This window comes from Mesorhizobium sp. M1B.F.Ca.ET.045.04.1.1, assembly GCF_003952465.1.
GTDB lineage: Bacteria > Pseudomonadota > Alphaproteobacteria > Rhizobiales > Rhizobiaceae > Mesorhizobium > Mesorhizobium shonense.
Genome location: NZ_CP034448.1, coordinates 895,863 through 912,391 on the forward strand (window position 1 = coordinate 895,863; position 16,529 = coordinate 912,391).

The 16,529-nt window shown below is 65.6% G+C and carries 17 protein-coding genes; 8 read left to right on the forward strand and 9 right to left on the reverse strand.

Features of this window, described 5'->3' with window-relative positions; all coding sequences use genetic code 11:
• Nucleotides 1-23 precede the first annotated feature (23 nt).
• A complete protein-coding gene (locus tag EJ071_RS04315) occupies nucleotides 24-2,108 on the reverse strand; it encodes a TRAP transporter permease (protein WP_126096966.1) in 2,085 nt (694 codons plus the stop codon).
• A 180-nt stretch (nucleotides 2,109-2,288) separates the two neighbouring features.
• Nucleotides 2,289-3,248 (reverse strand): TAXI family TRAP transporter solute-binding subunit, encoded by a 960-nt coding sequence (locus EJ071_RS04320; protein ID WP_126096967.1) that lies wholly within the window; start codon nucleotides 3,246-3,248, stop codon nucleotides 2,289-2,291.
• Nucleotides 3,249-3,500: 252 nt separating this feature from the next.
• Between EJ071_RS04320 and EJ071_RS04325 the strand changes: the two genes are divergently transcribed.
• On the forward strand, nucleotides 3,501-3,863 hold the full coding sequence (locus EJ071_RS04325) for a YciI family protein (RefSeq protein ID WP_126096968.1): 363 nt from the start codon (nucleotides 3,501-3,503) through the stop codon (nucleotides 3,861-3,863).
• Nucleotides 3,864-3,867: 4 nt separating this feature from the next.
• A complete protein-coding gene (locus EJ071_RS04330) occupies nucleotides 3,868-5,115 on the forward strand; it encodes a DUF6596 domain-containing protein (protein ID WP_126096969.1) in 1,248 nt (415 codons plus the stop codon).
• A 220-nt stretch (nucleotides 5,116-5,335) separates the two neighbouring features.
• On the opposite strand, the gene cysK is transcribed toward EJ071_RS04330, so the two are convergent.
• From cysK to hrcA, 5 genes are all read right to left on the reverse strand, one after another.
• Nucleotides 5,336-6,316, reverse strand: a complete 981-nt coding sequence (cysK, locus tag EJ071_RS04335) for a cysteine synthase A (protein ID WP_126096970.1) — start codon at nucleotides 6,314-6,316, stop codon at nucleotides 5,336-5,338.
• A 189-nt stretch (nucleotides 6,317-6,505) separates the two neighbouring features.
• Nucleotides 6,506-7,123 carry a LysE family translocator gene (locus EJ071_RS04340; RefSeq protein WP_126096971.1) on the reverse strand — a complete coding sequence of 206 codons (618 nt, stop codon included), beginning with the start codon at nucleotides 7,121-7,123 and terminating at the stop codon, nucleotides 6,506-6,508.
• Between the two features lie 425 nt (nucleotides 7,124-7,548).
• On the reverse strand, nucleotides 7,549-8,889 hold the full coding sequence (locus tag EJ071_RS04345) for a sorbosone dehydrogenase family protein (RefSeq protein ID WP_126096972.1): 1,341 nt from the start codon (nucleotides 8,887-8,889) through the stop codon (nucleotides 7,549-7,551).
• A 115-nt stretch (nucleotides 8,890-9,004) separates the two neighbouring features.
• Nucleotides 9,005-9,202, reverse strand: a complete 198-nt coding sequence (locus EJ071_RS04350) for a hypothetical protein (protein ID WP_126096973.1) — start codon at nucleotides 9,200-9,202, stop codon at nucleotides 9,005-9,007.
• Between the two features lie 30 nt (nucleotides 9,203-9,232).
• Nucleotides 9,233-10,315 (reverse strand): heat-inducible transcriptional repressor HrcA, encoded by a 1,083-nt coding sequence (gene hrcA / locus EJ071_RS04355; RefSeq protein WP_126096974.1) that lies wholly within the window; start codon nucleotides 10,313-10,315, stop codon nucleotides 9,233-9,235.
• A gap of 167 nt (nucleotides 10,316-10,482) precedes the next feature.
• Between hrcA and rph the strand changes: the two genes are divergently transcribed.
• The 4 genes from rph (at nucleotide 10,483) to hemW (ending at nucleotide 13,631) form a co-directional block, all read left to right on the forward strand.
• On the forward strand, nucleotides 10,483-11,199 hold the full coding sequence (gene rph / locus EJ071_RS04360) for a ribonuclease PH (RefSeq protein ID WP_126096975.1): 717 nt from the start codon (nucleotides 10,483-10,485) through the stop codon (nucleotides 11,197-11,199).
• 184 nt (nucleotides 11,200-11,383) lie between these two features.
• A complete protein-coding gene (locus tag EJ071_RS04365; protein ID WP_126096976.1) occupies nucleotides 11,384-11,794 on the forward strand; it encodes a VOC family protein in 411 nt (136 codons plus the stop codon).
• A complete protein-coding gene (gene rdgB, locus EJ071_RS04370; RefSeq protein ID WP_126096977.1) occupies nucleotides 11,794-12,456 on the forward strand; it encodes an RdgB/HAM1 family non-canonical purine NTP pyrophosphatase in 663 nt (220 codons plus the stop codon). Before EJ071_RS04365 ends, rdgB begins: the two co-directional genes overlap by 1 nt.
• Nucleotides 12,453-13,631, forward strand: coding sequence for a radical SAM family heme chaperone HemW (hemW, locus tag EJ071_RS04375; RefSeq protein WP_126096978.1), 1,179 nt, complete (start codon nucleotides 12,453-12,455; stop codon nucleotides 13,629-13,631). The genes rdgB and hemW overlap by 4 nt, the downstream gene beginning before the upstream one ends.
• A 202-nt stretch (nucleotides 13,632-13,833) precedes the next feature.
• Here hemW and EJ071_RS04380 read toward each other — a convergent pair whose 3' ends face one another.
• Nucleotides 13,834-14,022, reverse strand: coding sequence for a hypothetical protein (locus tag EJ071_RS04380; protein ID WP_126096979.1), 189 nt, complete (start codon nucleotides 14,020-14,022; stop codon nucleotides 13,834-13,836).
• Between the two features lie 156 nt (nucleotides 14,023-14,178).
• Here EJ071_RS04380 and rsmI point away from each other — a divergent pair, with 156 nt between their 5' ends.
• Together rsmI and EJ071_RS04390 are read left to right on the forward strand one after the other, a co-directional pair.
• Nucleotides 14,179-15,075: a 16S rRNA (cytidine(1402)-2'-O)-methyltransferase gene (gene rsmI / locus EJ071_RS04385; RefSeq protein WP_245460168.1), complete on the forward strand. Its 897-nt coding sequence runs from the start codon at nucleotides 14,179-14,181 to the stop codon at nucleotides 15,073-15,075.
• Nucleotides 15,068-15,445: a YraN family protein gene (locus tag EJ071_RS04390; protein WP_126096981.1), complete on the forward strand. Its 378-nt coding sequence runs from the start codon at nucleotides 15,068-15,070 to the stop codon at nucleotides 15,443-15,445. The genes rsmI and EJ071_RS04390 overlap by 8 nt, the downstream gene beginning before the upstream one ends.
• Before the next feature lie 266 nt (nucleotides 15,446-15,711).
• Here EJ071_RS04390 and EJ071_RS04400 read toward each other — a convergent pair whose 3' ends face one another.
• Complete coding sequence (locus tag EJ071_RS04400; RefSeq protein WP_126096983.1) at nucleotides 15,712-16,518, reverse strand: undecaprenyl-diphosphate phosphatase; 807 nt, start codon at nucleotides 16,516-16,518, stop codon at nucleotides 15,712-15,714.
• Between the last annotated feature and the right edge of the window lie 11 nt (nucleotides 16,519-16,529).

Sequence of the window (16,529 nt, forward strand, 5' to 3'; positions counted from 1 at the left end):
AAACCGGATTCCACTTTTCGGGATCATGCTCTGGTGGACGCCTGGCGCGCGCGCCAGCAATGCCAGCCGATCCAGACCAGCGCCAGCACCCAGCCGGCCTCGTCGGTAAGCGGCAGTGCCGCGACCAGGAGCACGCCGGCAACGAAAGCGACGATGCGTTCCCACCAGGCCATGCGGCGGGCGAGGAAGCCGACCGCGGCCGCGCCCCAGAGCACGATGCCCATGCAGGCCTTGACGACGATGTAGGCGACCTCGACGGGGTAGCCGAACGAGGCGGCGATCGGGCCCGCGTCCTGCAGCATCAGGGCTGGTGTATAGACGGCCATGAACGGCACGACGAAGCCGGCGATGGCGAGCTTGGTTGCCTGGATGCCGATCTTGAGGCCGCTTTCCTTCGCCATCGGCGCCGCGGCGAAGGCGGCAAGCGCCACCGGCGGCGTGAGGTCGGCCATGATGCCGAAATAGAAGACGAACATGTGGCTGACGATGAGCGGCACGCCGAGCGACAAAAGCGCCGGGCCGGCGAGCGAAGAGGTGATGATGTAGTTGGGGATCGTCGGGATGCCCATGCCGAGCACAAGGCAGGTGAGCATGGTCAGCACCAGCGACAGGAACAGGTTGTTCTCGCCGATGGAGATGATCCAGCCGATGAAGGTCGAGGCGATGCCGGTGAGCGTCAGCGTGCCGATGACGATGCCGACGATGGCGCAGGCGATGCCGACCGGCAGCGCGTTCTTGGCGCCTTCGGCGAGCGAGTCGACACAGATGCGCAGCGTCTCGCGCCCGCCCTTGAAGGCGAAGCAGGCGACGACGAGCGCCGCGATGACGAGGCTCAAGATGTTGACGCCGAACCGCATGAAGGACGCGGCGGCAAGCCCAAGCGCCAGCCAGAAGACGACGCGGAACGCGAACGGCCCGATCAGCGCCGCCAGCGGCGTGCCGAGGATCAGCACGATGGTCAGCGCCAGGCCCATGGTGCCGGCGAAGATCGGCGTGTAGCCGGCGAACAGGAGATAGACGAGCACGGCGAGCGGCAGCACCAGCGGCCAGTGCTGCCGCACCGCCTCCCAGGGATCGGGAAGCTCCGCCTTGGCCATGCCGTGCAGGCCGGCCTTGCCGGCCTCCAGATGCACCTGCCAGAAACAGGCGCCGAAATAGAGCAGCGCCGGAATGATCGCCGCCTTCACCACCTCGGCATAGGGAATGTTCAGCGTCTCGGCCATGATGAAAGCTACCGCGCCCATCACCGGCGGCATGATCTGGCCGCCCATGGACGAGGTCGCCTCGACGGCGCCGGCGAAGGCCGAGCGGAACCCGAAGCGTTTCATCAGCGGGATGGTGAACTGGCCGCTGGCCACCACATTGGCGACGCCGGAACCGGAAATCGTGCCCATCAGCGCCGAGGAGAGCACGCAGACCTGGGCCGGGCCGCCGCGCCAGGAACCAACCAGGCCAAGCGCGAAATCGTTGAACAGCGCGATCATGCCGGCGCGTTCGAGAAAGGCGGCGAAAACGACGAAGATGAAGATGTAAGCCGCCGAAACATAGACTGGCGTGCCGTATATACCTTCGGTGCCAAAGGCGAAGGTGTCGACCAATTGCGCGAAATCGTAGCCGCGATGGATAAAGGGCGGCGGCAGGTGATTGCCGACGAAACAATAGGCGAGGAAGAGGAAGGCAATGACCGCGAGCGGCAGGCCCATCAGCCGTCGAGCCGCCTCGAAGACGAGCACCACCAGCAGCGTGCCGACGATCAGGTCCGGCGTGGTGAGGAAGCCGGAGCGGCGGATGAGGTCGGCGTAGAAGATCCAGTTGTAGAGGCCGGTGGCGAAACCGAGCACGCCAAGCGTCCAGAAGGCGGCCTTCGCCGCCATGCCGGTGGCGCGCAGATTGGCGATCAGGCCGAAGCCGAGCAGCAGCAGGAAGCCGACATGCATGGCGCGCACCACCTGGCTGGGCAGGCTGCCATAGGCGGCGATGTAGATCTGGAAGACGGAGAAGGCGACGGCAATCAGGAAGGCCGCCTTACCGGCAAGCCCTTCGCCGAAGCCCGGCGGCAGGCCTTCGACTTGTTCTTCCGGGGCGAGAACTGTCGGGGTATCTGTCATTGGCAGGGTTTCCTGGCGGGGCGATCCCCTCCCCCTCGAGGGGAGGGTGCCGAGCGAAGCGAGGCGGGAGGGGTCACCTCAGCTGCCTCGACTTTCATCTAAGAAGTTGGAGCGCGTCGCCGAGGACCCCTCCCGGCCCTGCGGGCCACCCTCCCCTCAAGGGGGAGGGGAATCGGCGCCTTACTTCAGCAGCCCTTTTTCCTTGTAGTACCGCTCCGCGCCGGGATGCAGCGGCACCGGCATGCCGACCAGCGCCTTGGCCGGATCGATCGCCTTGGCGGCGGCGTGGGCGGCGGCGAGCTGGTCGAGATGGTCGAACATCAGCTTGGTCATCTGATAGGCGGTCTCGTCGGAAACGTCGGCGCGGGTGACGAGGAAATTGCCGACCGCGGCGGTCGCGACATCTTCGGTCTGGCCTTCATAGGTTCCCTTGGGAATGACGACCGAAAGATAGGGCGAGCCGATCTTGGCGACGTCCTCGGCCGGCACGGCGACGACGTTGATCGGCACCGAGGTGGCGAGGTCGCGAATCGAAGCGACGCCGAGGCCCGCCGATTGCAGCGTGGCGTCGAGCTGCCGGTTCTTGATCAGCTCCACCGATTCGGCGAAAGGCAGATATTCGACCCGTCCGAGATCCTCGTATTTCAGCCCGGCGGCGGCGAAGATGGCGCGAGCGTTGAGCTCGGTGCCGGAAGCCGGCGCGCCGACCGACAGGCTCTTGCCCTTGAGATCGGCGAGCGTCTTGATGCCGGACTCCTTGCTGGCGACGATCTGGATGTAGTTGGGATAGATGGCGGCGATGCCGCGCAGCTTGTCGAGCTTGCCGGGGAAGCCGGCCTCGGTGTTGCCTTCGGCGGCGAGCTTGACGGAATCGCCGAGCGCGAAGGCGATCTCGCCCTTGCCCTGCTGCAGCAGGTTGAGGTTCTCGACCGAGGCTTTCGTCGCCTGCACCTGGGTGCGGGCGCCTTCGATGCCCTTGCCGTAAATCTCGGACAGCGCGACGCCGAGCGGATAATAGACGCCCGACGTGCCGCCGGTCAGCACGTTGATGAATTCCTGCGCCCCGGCCGACACGGCGCCGAGGCCGAGCGACAGCGCCAAGGCGCCGGCGGCAACAAATTTCGTCCTGAAATTGAGCATATGGTTCCTCCTCCTGAAACGGTCGCGCCGCGCCGCCTCCTCGGCGCGAGCTCGTGAGTTTAGACAGGAGGCGCCAAATGCCAACCCGCAATTGCATGCATTAGACGAACGGCTGAGTATGGCGAAAAGCGCCGGCTTGCGCCCGATGGCTTTGGGACGAAAGATTTTCAAGGCACCTGTCGAAATCGGCCGCAGCCGCACGACTTTAGCTTGGCCCGCGATGACGCGGCCTTCGAGAAACAGGAGAGACCCATGCGATACATGCTGTTGATCTACAATGACGAAGCCGCAATGGCGAGTGCGCCGCGCGACAAGACCGAGCAGACGCTGGCGGCCTATGGCGCCTATACGGAAGCCTTGAAGAAATCCGGCGCGTATCTTGCCGGCGAAAGGCTGCGCCCGACCCAGGCGGCCACATCGATCCGGCTGGCCAATGGCAAGACCAACGTGCTCGACGGCCCCTATGCCGATACCAAGGAACAGCTTGCCGGTTTCTACATGATCGAGGCGACGGACATCGACACGGCCATGGAATGGGGCGCGCGCTGTCCGGCAGCCAGCACCGGCACGGTCGAGGTGCGGCCGATCTGGGAAATGACCGACTACCTGTCCTAGGAATATGGACAGCCGCTCGGAGTTGGCGCGGGCGGCGGCCGAGGCGGCCGCCCGGCAGAGCTACGGCAAGCTGGTCGCCTACCTCGCGGCCCGCATGCGCGACGTCGCTGGCGCCGAGGACGCGCTGGCCGATGCGTTCGCCGCCGCGCTGGAGCGCTGGCCGAAGAGCGGTGTGCCCGAAAAGCCGGAAGCTTGGCTGCTCGCGGTGGCGCGCCGGCGCGACGTCGATGCCGTGCGGCGGCGGTTGACCGGCGAGGCGGCCCGCGACCATTTGCGGCTGATTGCCGAGGAGGCGGAGGCGCGCATGACGAATGAGGATTTGCCCGACGAGCGGCTTAGGCTGATGTTTGCCTGCGCGCATCCGGCGATCGAATCGAGCGTGCGCGCGCCGCTGATCCTGCAAACCGTGCTGGGCTTCGACGCCGCCACGATCGCTTCTGCGTTCCTGGTTTCGCCGGCGACGATGGGCCAGCGCCTGGTGCGCGCCAAGAACCGCATCCGCGAGGCCGGCATTCCCTTTCGCGTGCCGGAACGGGCCGAGCTCGGCGAGCGGCTCGACGCGGTGCTGGAAGCGATCTACGCCACTTTTGCCGAAGGCTGGTCGGACCCTGCCGGCACCGAGACGCGACGGCGCAACCTTGCCAGCGAAGGCATCTGGCTCTGCCGGCTGGTCGCGTCGCTGATCCCGGACGAACCGGAAACACTGGGGCTTCTGGCGCTGATGCTTTTCGCCGAAGCGCGGCGCGCGGCGCGGCGAAGCCCCGAGGGCGATTTCGTGCCGCTGGCCGAGCAGGACAGCGCGCTCTGGGACGACACGCTGATCGACGAGGCGGAAGCGGTGCTGAGGCGCGCCGCTGCCGGGAGAATCATCGGCCGCTACCAATTGGAAGCCGCGGTGCAATCGGCGCATACGGCGCGACGGCGTGGCGGCGGCACCGACTGGGCCGCGATCCGCCAGCTCTACGATGCGCTGATGGCGATTGCCGGCTCGCCTGTGGTGGCGATCAACCGCGCCGTGGCGATAGCCGAAACCGAGGGAGCGGCCGAGGGGCTTGCCGCGCTCGACGCGATCGGCGCCGACAGGCGGATTGCGGAATACCAGCCCTATTGGGCGGCGCGGGCCGAGCTGTCCGCCAGGCTCGGCAAGACCGCCGATGCCGCTGAAGCCTATGACCGGGCGATCGGCCTGGAGCGCGATCCGGCATTGCGCCGCTACCTGCAGACGGAGCGGGCGAAGTTGGTGCGGAATTGAGGGAATCTCCCCCTCGAGGGGGAGATGGCCGCGAAGCGGCCAGAGGGGGTCGTCTCGCGTAGATCGCCAGCCTCGTCTCTCGTCGCGAAAAAGGCGCTGGCGCTTCACGCCCGGCGACCCCTCTGTCGCCTTCGGCGACATCTCCCCCTCAAGGGGGGAGATTTGGTGCGGCATGTGGGGCGCGAAGGATCGCTACGATCCCATATTTCCCATCGACGACCTACGCCCCCAGTCCGTCGAACAGGATCGTCGAGAGATAGCGCTCGGCGAAGGACGGGATGACGACGACGAGGTTCTTGCCCTTGTTCTCCGGCCGCGAGCCGACGACGATCGCCGCCTGCAGTGCCGCGCCCGACGAGATGCCGACCGGCACGCCCTCGAGGCGGGCGACGAGGCGCGCATTGGCGACCGAATCCTCGTTCGAGACCCTGACGATCTCGTCATAGATCGAGGTGTCGAGAATCTTGGGCGCGAAGCCGGCGCCGATGCCTTGAATCTTGTGCGGGCCGGGCTGGCCGCCGGAGAGAACCGGCGAGGCTTCCGGCTCGACGGCCACGACATTGAGCGAAGGCTTGCGCTTCTTCAGCACCTGGCCGACACCGGTGATGGTGCCGCCGGTGCCGATGCCGGCGACGAAGATGTCGACCTCGCCATTGGTGTCGTTCCAGATTTCCTCGGCCGTGGTGCGGCGGTGGATCTCCGGATTGGCCGGGTTCTCGAACTGCTGCGGGATGATGGCGTTGGGGAGCGTCGCGGCGAGCTCGTCGGCCTTGGCGATGGCGCCCTTCATGCCTTTCGGGCCTTCGGTGAGCACCAGTTCGGCGCCTAGCAGCGCCAGCATCTTGCGGCGCTCGACCGACATCGTCTCCGGCATGGTGAGGATCAGCTTGTAGCCCTTGGCGGCGGCGGCGAAGGCGAGCGCGATGCCGGTGTTGCCGGAAGTCGGCTCGATCAGCGTGGTCTTGCCGGGCGAAATCTTGCCGGCCTCCTCCAGCGCTTCGATCATGGCGACGCCGATGCGGTCCTTGACCGAAGCGATCGGGTTGAAGAATTCGAGCTTGGCGAGCACGTTGGCGACGATGCCCTTTTCCTTGGCGAACTTGTCCAGCCGCACCAGCGGCGTGTCTCCAATCGTCTCGGTGATCGAATTGAAGATGCGGCCGCGGCCGGGGACGCGCGCGGAGGTGACGGGCTTGTTCATTGGTTTCGCTCCCAAGGCAATGGCATAGGCAGACAGAATAGTGCTTTCAGCCGCGCAAGATAGGCTGGTCGCCGAAAATATCCGAGTGGGGTGGTTGCTGAAAACAACCTCGCGCCGGAAATGCATTTTCCGGATCGGCCCATTTTCGGAATGACTTGGCCGAGATCAGAGACCGGTTGAGATTGGAGCCTATTGACGCGCCGCTATGGCCGCAGCGGCACCCATCATGAAGCCGGCGGCGGTGCGGTTCAGAACTTTCAGTGCACGCGGCGACTTCAGGAACCAGCGCGCCTTGGCAGCCAGCGCCAGGTAGGGCACCAGCACCACGAAGAGCACGACGACGGTCAGCGCTACCAGGATGCCGTAATCGGCCAGCGTAATGGTCTTCAGGTCGACGATGGTCGGCGTGATGGCGAGATAGAAGATCATCGTCTTCGGGTTGCCGAGCGTCACAGTCAGCCCGGCAATGAAGCTCGCCACGAAGCCGCTCTTGCCTTTGCGCGCCTCGATGTTCTCGGGCGAGATGCCGCTCGTCCAGAAGCGCCAGGCAAGGAACGCGAGATAAGCGACGCCGGCCCATTTGATGGCGAGAAAAACCATGCCGAAGGTCTGTGCGACGAAGGCCAGGCCAAGCACCACGGCGGTGAGGTAGGTGATGTCGCCGAGCATCAGGCCGAACGACATCGCCAGCGACGAACGGAAGCCGGAGCCGAGCGCGCGGGCAACCAGCGCCGTGACGCCGGGGCCCGGAATGGCGGCGGCGACGCCGAGCGCGGCGCTGTAAGCGAGAAATCCGGTCAGTGTCAATGGTTCTGGGCCTGGCGTATGATTCCCCGAAGGGACCGGTGTGGAGCGCGGCTTCTACCATGGCGCCAGGTCACTGGTAATTCCCTCGCGGCGGGATTTGTTGCGCCAGTTCGACGGAGAGCTCGTTCTCTTGTTGGCAGACCGCACACCTTGGAGATTGGCCGAAACGACCAGTCCTGTCGTCATTCTAGGGCGGAGCAAGGAGCGGAGCGACGCGCGCAGACCCTAGAATCCATTCCGTGACTTCCGAGCGCTGCCGCGGTGCAGAATTCTGCTCCGCCGCATTCTTTGATCAGGGTCACGGAATGGATTCCAGGGTCTCCGCGACGCCGCTTCGCGGCCGCTCCGCCCTGGAATGACGAGGTTGGAAGGCTTCCGCCAATTTCCACCGTTTGCGCTGACCCCTAAGACCCTCTGTCGAAGAGCTAGCCACCATAGGTGACCCGCCAGATGGTGCCGTTGCCGTCCTCTGTCAGGATCAGCGCGCCGTCCTTCGCCACCGCCACGCCCACCGGCCGGCCCCAGACCTCGTCATCCGAAATGACGAAGCCGGTGGCGAAATCCTCATATTCGCCGGTCGGCTTGCCGTCCTTGAATTTCAGCCGCACCACCTTGTAGCCGGTGCGGGCGCCGCGGTTCCACGAACCATGCAGGGTGACGAATGCGTCGCCCTTGTAGTCGGCGGGGAAGTTGCCGCCTTCATAGAAGGCGATGTTGAGCGGCGCCGAATGCGCTTGCATCAGCACGTCGGGTACGGTGACCTTGCCGGCGAGGTCGGGCCGCGCGCCCTCCTGGCGCGGATCCTCGTTGTCGCCGATATAGTACCAGGGCCAGCCATAGAAGGCGCCGTCCTTGACGGCCGTGGCGTATTCGAAGGGCACGTTGTCGCCGAGCTCGTCGCGTTCGTTGACGACGCACCAGAGCGCGCCCGTCGCCGGCTGCACGGTCATGCCAGAGCAGTTGCGCAGGCCGGTGGCGACCATCCTGCGGTTCTTGCCATCGGGATCGAAGGCGAGCACGTCGGCGCGGCCTTCTTCCGCGCCCCAGGTGGCGCCGAGCGGCTCAGACCGCGCCCATTCCTCGACACCGCCTTTCGGCCTCGCACCCATATCCTCGGCGGTGTTGGAGCCCGAGCCGACCGACAGGTAGAGCGTCTTGCCGTCGGGCGAGAAGGCGATGTCGCGCGTCCAGTGATGGCTCGAGGGAATGTCGGAGACGATCGTTTCCGGCCTGCCCGAGGCTTGCATGTCGCCATCGCGATAGGGAAAGCGCACGACGCTGTTGCTGTTGGCGACATAGACCCATTGCGGCTTGTCGCCCGGCGGATAGAAGGCAATGCCGTAGGGCTGGGTGAGGCCCTTGGCGAAGACGGCTTTCTCGGCGGGCTTCGCGCTGCCTTCCGCCAGCCGATAGACCCTGACTCGATTGGCGTCGCTGTCGGCGACGAAGAGGTCGCCGTTCGGCGCCACGCGCACGACACGCGGATTGTCGATGCCGGAAGCGATGAGCTCGACCGAGAAGCCGGCCGGCACGGCGGGCTTGGCATCCGCAGGGCGGTCGGCGAGGCCGGCACTATTCGACGAGGATTCGGCGAGGTTCGGCTGCTGGAGATCGTCCGGCTTGATCAGACGACGCACGCCTGGACGGTCGGCCTTCCAATCGCCGAAGGCCTTTTTGCCTGTGAGCAAAGGTTGGTCGGCCTGCTGCGCAAAAGCGCCGGTAGCCAGAAGCAGGGCAGCGCCCGCAAAGCCGGCGATCCTTGTCATGCCGTTCTCCGTCATTCGCCGACATGCCTTGTCAGCGCAACCAGACAGCAGATATCGGGCAGGCGCTGCAAAAGAGAAGCGCGGGCACGCAGATTTGACGGGGATTGCCGGCCGATCAGCTCTCTTCGACGTCGAAATCCTCGTCGAGCCGCTTTTCCAGCGCGACCAGATCGGCCGGCAGCGGCAGGCCCATGGCGCGCATTTCCCTGAGCTTCTCGCGCAGCTGCTCCTGGATTTCGTGCTCGTCCTCGGGCTGGTTCACCATCTCCTCGAGCAGCAGGCTGATCTGGGCCTTGAACGATTCCAGCGCCATTTCCACCCTCCTTGCGGCGATCCCGTTCGCCTATCTCAGCATGCGCGAAATCAATTGGGCAGTATAGTCGACCATAGGCACGATACGGGCATAATTGAGCCGGGTCGGGCCGATGACGCCGAGCGCGCCGACGACGCGCGCATCCTTGTCGCGATAGGGCGCGACCACAAGCGAGGAGCCGGACAGCGAGAACAGCTTGTTCTCCGAGCCGATGAAGATGCGCACGCCAGGCCCTTCCTCGGCAAGGTCGAGGAGCTGCAGCAGCCCGTCCTGCGTTTCCAGATCCTCGAAAAGATGGCGCAGCAATTCGAGGTCGGCCTGAGCGGTGACGTTCTCCAGAAGGTTGGCGCGGCCGCGCACGATGAGGCGCGCCGGCAGGCCGCTCTCGGCGCCGGCCCAGACCGCGAGGCCCTTCTCGACCAGGTCCTGCGACAGCGTGTCGAGGGCCGCCCTGGTCTCGTCCTTGATACGGGCGATCTCAATGCGCGCCTCGGCCAGCGTGCGGCCGCGGATGTGGGCGTTGAGGAAGTTCGAGGCCTCATGCAGCTGCGAGACGGTGATGCCGGCGGGCAGGTCGACAACCCGGTTCTCGACGTCGCCGCTCTGCGACACCATGACGGCGAGCGCCTTGGTGGGCTCCAGCTGGATGAACTCGATATGCTTCAGCGCCACCTCGTTCTTGGCGGCAAGCACCAGGCCGGCGCCGCGCGACATGCCGGACAGCATCTGGCTCGCCTCGGTCAGCATATGCTCCAGCGTGGCGCCCGAGCCCGAGGCGCGCACCTGCGCCTCGATGACGCGGCGCTCGTCGTCGGAGAGATCGCCAAGCTCCATGAAGGCATCGACGAAGAAGCGCAGGCCGGTCTGGGTCGGCAGCCGGCCGGCCGAGATGTGCGGGGCATAGATCAGGCCCAGATGCTCGAGGTCGCTCATCACGTTGCGGATGGTGGCCGGCGACAGCGACGAAGGCAGGATGCGCGACAGGCTGCGCGAACCGACCGGCTCGCCATCGCGCAGATAGGAATCGACAATCCGCCGGAAGATGTCGCGCGAACGCATGTCGAGCGATTGAAGTACGGGCGGCTGCGATGCGGGATCGACTGCCTTGTTCATTCCAGCAAAAAACCTCCTATTGAAAGATATAGACTTAAGCCCCCCTGGCGCAACCCGGGCCATTTTCCCTTGCGCCCCGTTTCCTTTGCGCCCTTTTCCTTTGCGCCATGCGTCGCATGCGTCTACAAGCCGCCGACGAATCCAAAAACGATAGGAAAGAAGGCCGAATGCGCCCCTCCAAACGCCAAGCTGACGAAATGCGCGCCATCTCCTTCGAGCGCGGCGTCTCCAAGCACGCCGAAGGCTCGTGCCTGGTGAAGTTCGGTGACACGCATGTGTTGTGCACGGCGAGCCTGGAGGAAAAAGTGCCGGCCTGGATGCGCAATTCCGGCAAGGGCTGGGTGACGGCGGAATACGGCATGCTGCCGCGCTCGACCGGCGAGCGCATGCGCCGCGAGGCCTCCGCCGGCAAGCAGGGCGGCCGCACGCTGGAGATCCAGCGGCTGATCGGCCGCTCACTCAGGGCCGTGGTCGACCTGCAGGCGCTGGGCGAGCAGCAGATCACCGTCGACTGCGACGTCATCCAGGCCGATGGCGGCACCCGCACGGCCTCGATCACCGGCGGCTGGGTGGCGCTCTACGACTGCCTGCGCTGGATGGAGGCGCGCCAGATGGCAAGTGTCGCCAAGGTGCTGAGGGATCATGTCGCGGCGATTTCCTGCGGCATCCATGACGGCCAGCCGGTCATCGATCTCGACTATCTCGAGGATTCCTCGGCCGGCACCGACGCCAATTTCGTCATGACCGGCAAGGGCGGCATCGTCGAGATCCAGGGCACGGCCGAGGGCGAGCCCTTCTCCGAAGAGCAGTTTGCCGCGCTGATGGGACTGGCCAAGAAGGGCATTTCGCGGCTGGTGAGCTTGCAGCAGATGGCGGTGGCGTAGGGTTATTGATGAGGTTGGCGATCCGTCACACCCCCCTCTGGCCTGCCGGCCATCTCCCCCGCAAGGGGGGAGATCGGGCGTCACTTCGGGTTTCGCCAACCATCAACGTTGAGACGATGTCGGCGGAGCTGCTAATCTCCCCCCTTGAGGGGGAGATGCCCGGCAGGGCAGAGGGGGGTGCCTCGTGACTCCCTCGGCGATTTTGGAATCGGCGCTCTACGTCACAGACTTGCACGCTGCCGAACAATTCTACCGCGACATCATCGGCCTGGATCCGCTTGGCAAAGTCGAGGGCCGCCACGTCTTCTTCCGCTGCGGCAGCGGCGTGTTGCTGCTCTTCAACGCCGAGGCGACGAAAATCCCGCCGGCGCCCGATGCCAGGCTGGCGGTTCCGCCGCACGGAACGGCCGGCAAAGGTCATCTTTGCTTCACGGCAAGCGCCGATGAGATTGGCCAATGGCGCAAGCATCTCACGGCCAAGAACGTCGCCATCGAAAGCGATTTCGAATGGCCGCAGGGCGGACACTCGATCTATATCCGCGACCCTTCGGGCAATTCGATCGAGTTCGCCGAGCCAAGGATCTGGGGCCTGTGATGCATTCCTTGAACGGACAGAAGATCGTCGTCGCCAGCCACAACGAAGGCAAGCTGCGCGAATTCGCCGACCTGATGGCGCCATTCGGCTTCGAGGCGAAGTCGGCCAAGGAGTACGGCCTGCCGGAACCGGACGAGACCGGCACGACCTTCGAGGAAAACGCCTATATCAAGGCCTACGCCGCGGCCAAGGCGACCGGCCTGCCGGCGCTCTCCGACGATTCGGGCCTCTGTGTCGACGCGCTCGACGGCGCGCCGGGCGTCTACACAGCCAACTGGGCCGAGACGCCCGACGGCACACGCGATTTCGGCATGGCCATGCAGCGCACCGAGGTGGCGCTGCAAGAGGTCGGCGCGACCGGGCCCGCGCAGCGCACCGGCCGCTTCGTCGCCGTCATCTGCCTCGCCTTTCCGGACGGCGATGCCGAATATTACCGGGGCGAGGCGGAGGGCACGCTGGTGTGGCCGCCGCGCGGCACGCTCGGCTTCGGCTACGATCCGGTGTTCCTGCCCAACGGTTTCGACAAGACTTTCGGCGAGATGAGCGCCGAACAAAAGCATGGCTGGAAGCCCGGCCAGGCAACCGCCCTGTCGCACCGCGCCCGCGCCTTCCAGAAATTCGCGCAAGCCCGCCTGGACTTGGCGCGGCTCGACTCAAGATGATCGGGACCGGCCAAACCATGCCCCTCGACCGCAGCCCCGGCTTCGGCGTCTACATCCATTGGCCGTTCTGCGCGGCCAAGTGCCCTTACTGTGATTTCAACAGCCATGTCCGCCACCAGCCGGTCGACCAGGAGCGCTTCGCGCGCGCCTTCGAGACGGAGTTGGCGACGATGCGCGCCCGCACTGGGCCGCGCGAGGTCACCAGCATCTTCCTCGGCGGCGGCACGCCGTCGCTGATGAAGCCGGAAACCGTCGCGGCGGTGCTGGAGGCCGTGGCAAAGAACTGGACGGTGCCTGCCGGCATCGAGGTCACGCTGGAGGCAAACCCCTCCTCGGTCGAGGCTGAGCGTTTTCGTGGCTACCGGACAGCCGGCGTCAACCGCGTCTCGCTCGGCGTGCAGGCACTGAACGACAAGGACCTGCGCTTCCTCGGCCGGCTGCACAATGTCGAGGAGGCGCTTCACGCCATCGGGCTCGCGCGCGAAATCTTCCCGCGGCTTTCCTTCGACCTGATCTATGCGCGGCCGGGCCAGACGCCGGAGCACTGGCAAGGGGAGCTCGAACAGGCGATCGGCCACGCCGCCGATCATCTGTCGCTCTACCAGCTTACGATCGAGGAAGGCACGCCCTTCCACGCGCTGCACGCGGCGCGGAAGTTCGTCCTTCCCGACAACGACCACGCCGCCGATCTCTACGCGCTGACGCAGGAAGTGACCGCGGCGCATGGCCTGCCGGCCTATGAGATCTCCAACCACGCGCGGCCGGGCGCCGAGAGCCGGCACAACCTGACCTATTGGCGCTATGGCGAATATGTCGGCGTCGGGCCGGGCGCGCATGGCCGCTTTGTCGAGAACGGCCGCCGGACCGTGACGGTCGCGGAAAAAATGCCGGAAACATGGGCCAACCTGGTCGAGGCCAGGGGCCATGGCGTCACCGGCGGCGAGGTGCTGACGCGCTCGGAAGAGGCCGACGAGTTCCTGCTGATGGGGCTGAGGCTTGCCGAAGGCATCGACCTCGCGCGTTACGAGATGCTAGCTGGGCGTGGCCTTTCGACCGCGAGGCTTTCGGTGCTGCAGGAAGAAGGGCTGGTGGCGCCGGTCGGCAATGCCCGGCTGCGCGCCACGACCGCGGGGATGATCGTGCTCGATGCGGTGGTGGCGGATCTGGCCAGGTAACCTCGCGCCTTCGTCATCCTCGGGCTTGACCCGAGGATCCATTCCGTGACCTCGGCCGAAGGATGCAGCGGAGCAGAATTCTGCACCGTTAGCGACGCTCTGATGTCACGGAATGGATCCTAGGGTCTACGCTGCGTCGCTTCGCTCCTTGCTTCGCCCTAGGATGACGAAGCGAGAGCTCGTCTGCGCCAGATGCCACACTCTAGGCATCATGCTTCTGGCGGTGCTTGCCGCGGTTCTTCTCGGCATGCGCCTCGCCGTTGCGGACCTGCTTCTGGTCCGCCTTGTCGCGGCGAGCGCCGTTCTGTTCGGCGATCGGATGTGGGGGAGTGCCCTCGCGGGCGGTTTTGCTTTCAAGTCGGCTGATAAAAATGTCGAAGCGACTGGGCATCGTCCGGTCCTGCCTCCTACCGGGAATCAGGGATGAAATTCGCCGGTAGCGGTTTCGTTCCTCACTATGGCAAAGGCATGGCGATTTCCTTGCCTCGACTTCACGTTTTGCAACCGGCCGTGAGCCATGCCAAACAGAGTGAACGGAGGGTTATTCTTGACCGGCGAGAAACGCAGCTATCTGATCGGGCAGACCGAGATTCCGGCGCGGCCGATTGCGTCGGCGCTCTATCTGGTGGCGACGCCGATCGGCAATCTCGCCGACATCACGCTGCGCGCGCTGGAGACGCTGGCTAGCGCCGACATCGTCGCCTGCGAGGACACGCGCGTCTCGCGCGTGCTGCTCGAACGCTACGGCATCCGTCGCCGCACCACGGCCTATCACGAGCACAATGCCGCCTCGGCGGGGCCGAAGCTGATCGAGGCCCTGGCGGCGGGGCGGAGCGTGGCGTTGATCTCGGATGCCGGCACGCCTTTGGTCTCCGATCCCGGCTACCGGCTGGTCGGCGAAGCGCTGGAGCAGGGCATCCGCGTCGTGCCGGTGCCGGGACCGTCGGCGGCGCTCGCCGCGCTGACCGCTTCCGGACTGCCCTCCGATGCCTTCCTGTTCGCCGGTTTCCTGCCTGCAAAAGCTGGTCAACGGCTGACGAAGCTCGAAACATTCAGGCAGGTCCCGGCGACGCTGATCTTCTTCGAGTCGCCGCGACGGCTGGCCGAGACGCTTGCCGCGATGGTCGAGGCGCTGGGCGGCGCGCGCAAGGCCGCGATCGGCCGCGAGCTGACCAAGGCGTTCGAGGAGATGCGGACCGGCACGCTCGGCGAGCTTGCCGACCACTATGGGGCGGCCGACACGCCGAAGGGTGAAATCGTCATCTGCGTCGGTCCGGCCGAGGCCACGGCGGACCAGCCGGCCGACATCGACCGGCTGCTTCTGTCGCTCGCGGCCGAAATGCCGGCGTCCAAGGCCGCCGCGGAAGCGGCGAAGATGACCGGCGGTCAGAAACAGGCGCTCTACCGGCGGCTGCTCGGGCTCAAGGACGCCGGCGGTGGCTGAGCGCACTGTCGGCCATCGACGCAAGGCTTATCGGCGCGGCCATCGCGGCGAATGGCTGGCGGCGCTGGCGTTGATGCTGAAGGGCTACCGGATTCTCGCCCGCCGCCATCGCACCAAGCTCGGCGAGATCGACCTGATCGCCAGGCGTGGGAACCTCGTTCTGTTCGTCGAGGTCAAGGCGCGCCGAACGCTGATGGAGGCGATGGAGGCGATCGCCCACAGCTCCGAGCGGCGCATCGAGGGCGCCGCCGATCTCTGGCTGTCGCGCCAGCCCGACTATGGGCGATTGTCGATACGCTTCGACATGGTGGCGGTGCTGCCCTGGCGCTGGCCGGTGCATGTCGAGAATGCGTTTTATGGGAGGAATTGAGGAGCACCCCGAAGACGTGACCTTGCAAGATGCCAACTGTCGACGTCGGCGCCGCCCCTCATTGCCCTGCCGGGCATTTCTCCCCGTATAGTGACGGGGAGAAAGGGCTGACCGCAGCCTTGGCGCTGTCCTGTGCAACGCTGGTGATTGGTGAAACGGGCGATGAGAGCGCCCCTCTCCCCGTCACTATACGGGGAGAGGATGCCGGCAGGCAGGTGAGGGGCAGCGCAAACGTCCAAAAGATGCCAATCTCACCAGATCTGAAGTCACCCCCAGATCATCAGTGCCACCAATCCCACAGCACCCACCACGAGCCGCCACCAGCCGAACAGCGAATAGCCCTTGCGCGAGACGAAATCGAGCAGGAAGCGCACGACGATCAGCGCGCTGACGAAGGCGGCGATGAAGCCGACGGCGATGATCGGCAGGTCGGCCGAGGTCAGCACGTTGCGGTTCTTGAACAGGTCGAAGGCGAAAGCGCCGACCATGGTCGGCATCGCCAGGAAGAAGGAGAACTCCGCCGCCGCGCGCTTGTCGACGCCAAGCAGCAGCGCGCCGACGATGGTCGAGCCGGAACGCGAGGTGCCGGGGATCATCGACAGGCACTGGAACAGGCCGATCTGCAGGTAAAGCCTGGTCGGGAAACGCTCGACGTCGCGATAGACCGGCTTGAGGTTCATGCGGTCGACGGCCAAAAGCACCACGCCGCCGATGATCAGCATGATGCAGATCAGCCGCGGCGATTCGAACAGGAAGGTCTTGATGAAATCATGCGCCAGCGCGCCGATGACCGCGGCCGGCAGGAAGGCGATCAGGATGCCGATGACGAAGTGCCGGGTCAGCCGGTCATAGGGCAGTTCGAGCACCATCTTCCACAGGCGGCGGAAATAGACGCTGAGGATGGCGAGGATCGCGCCGAGCTGGATCAGGATCTCGAAGGCCTTGCCGGTCGAATGGAAGCCGAGGAAATGGCCGGCGAGCAAGATATGGCCGGTCGAGGAGACCGGGATGAATTCGGTCAGGCCCTCCAGCAGGCCAAGCAGCAGCGCTTCGACGATGGTTTGGCTTTCCATGGCAACCTCTG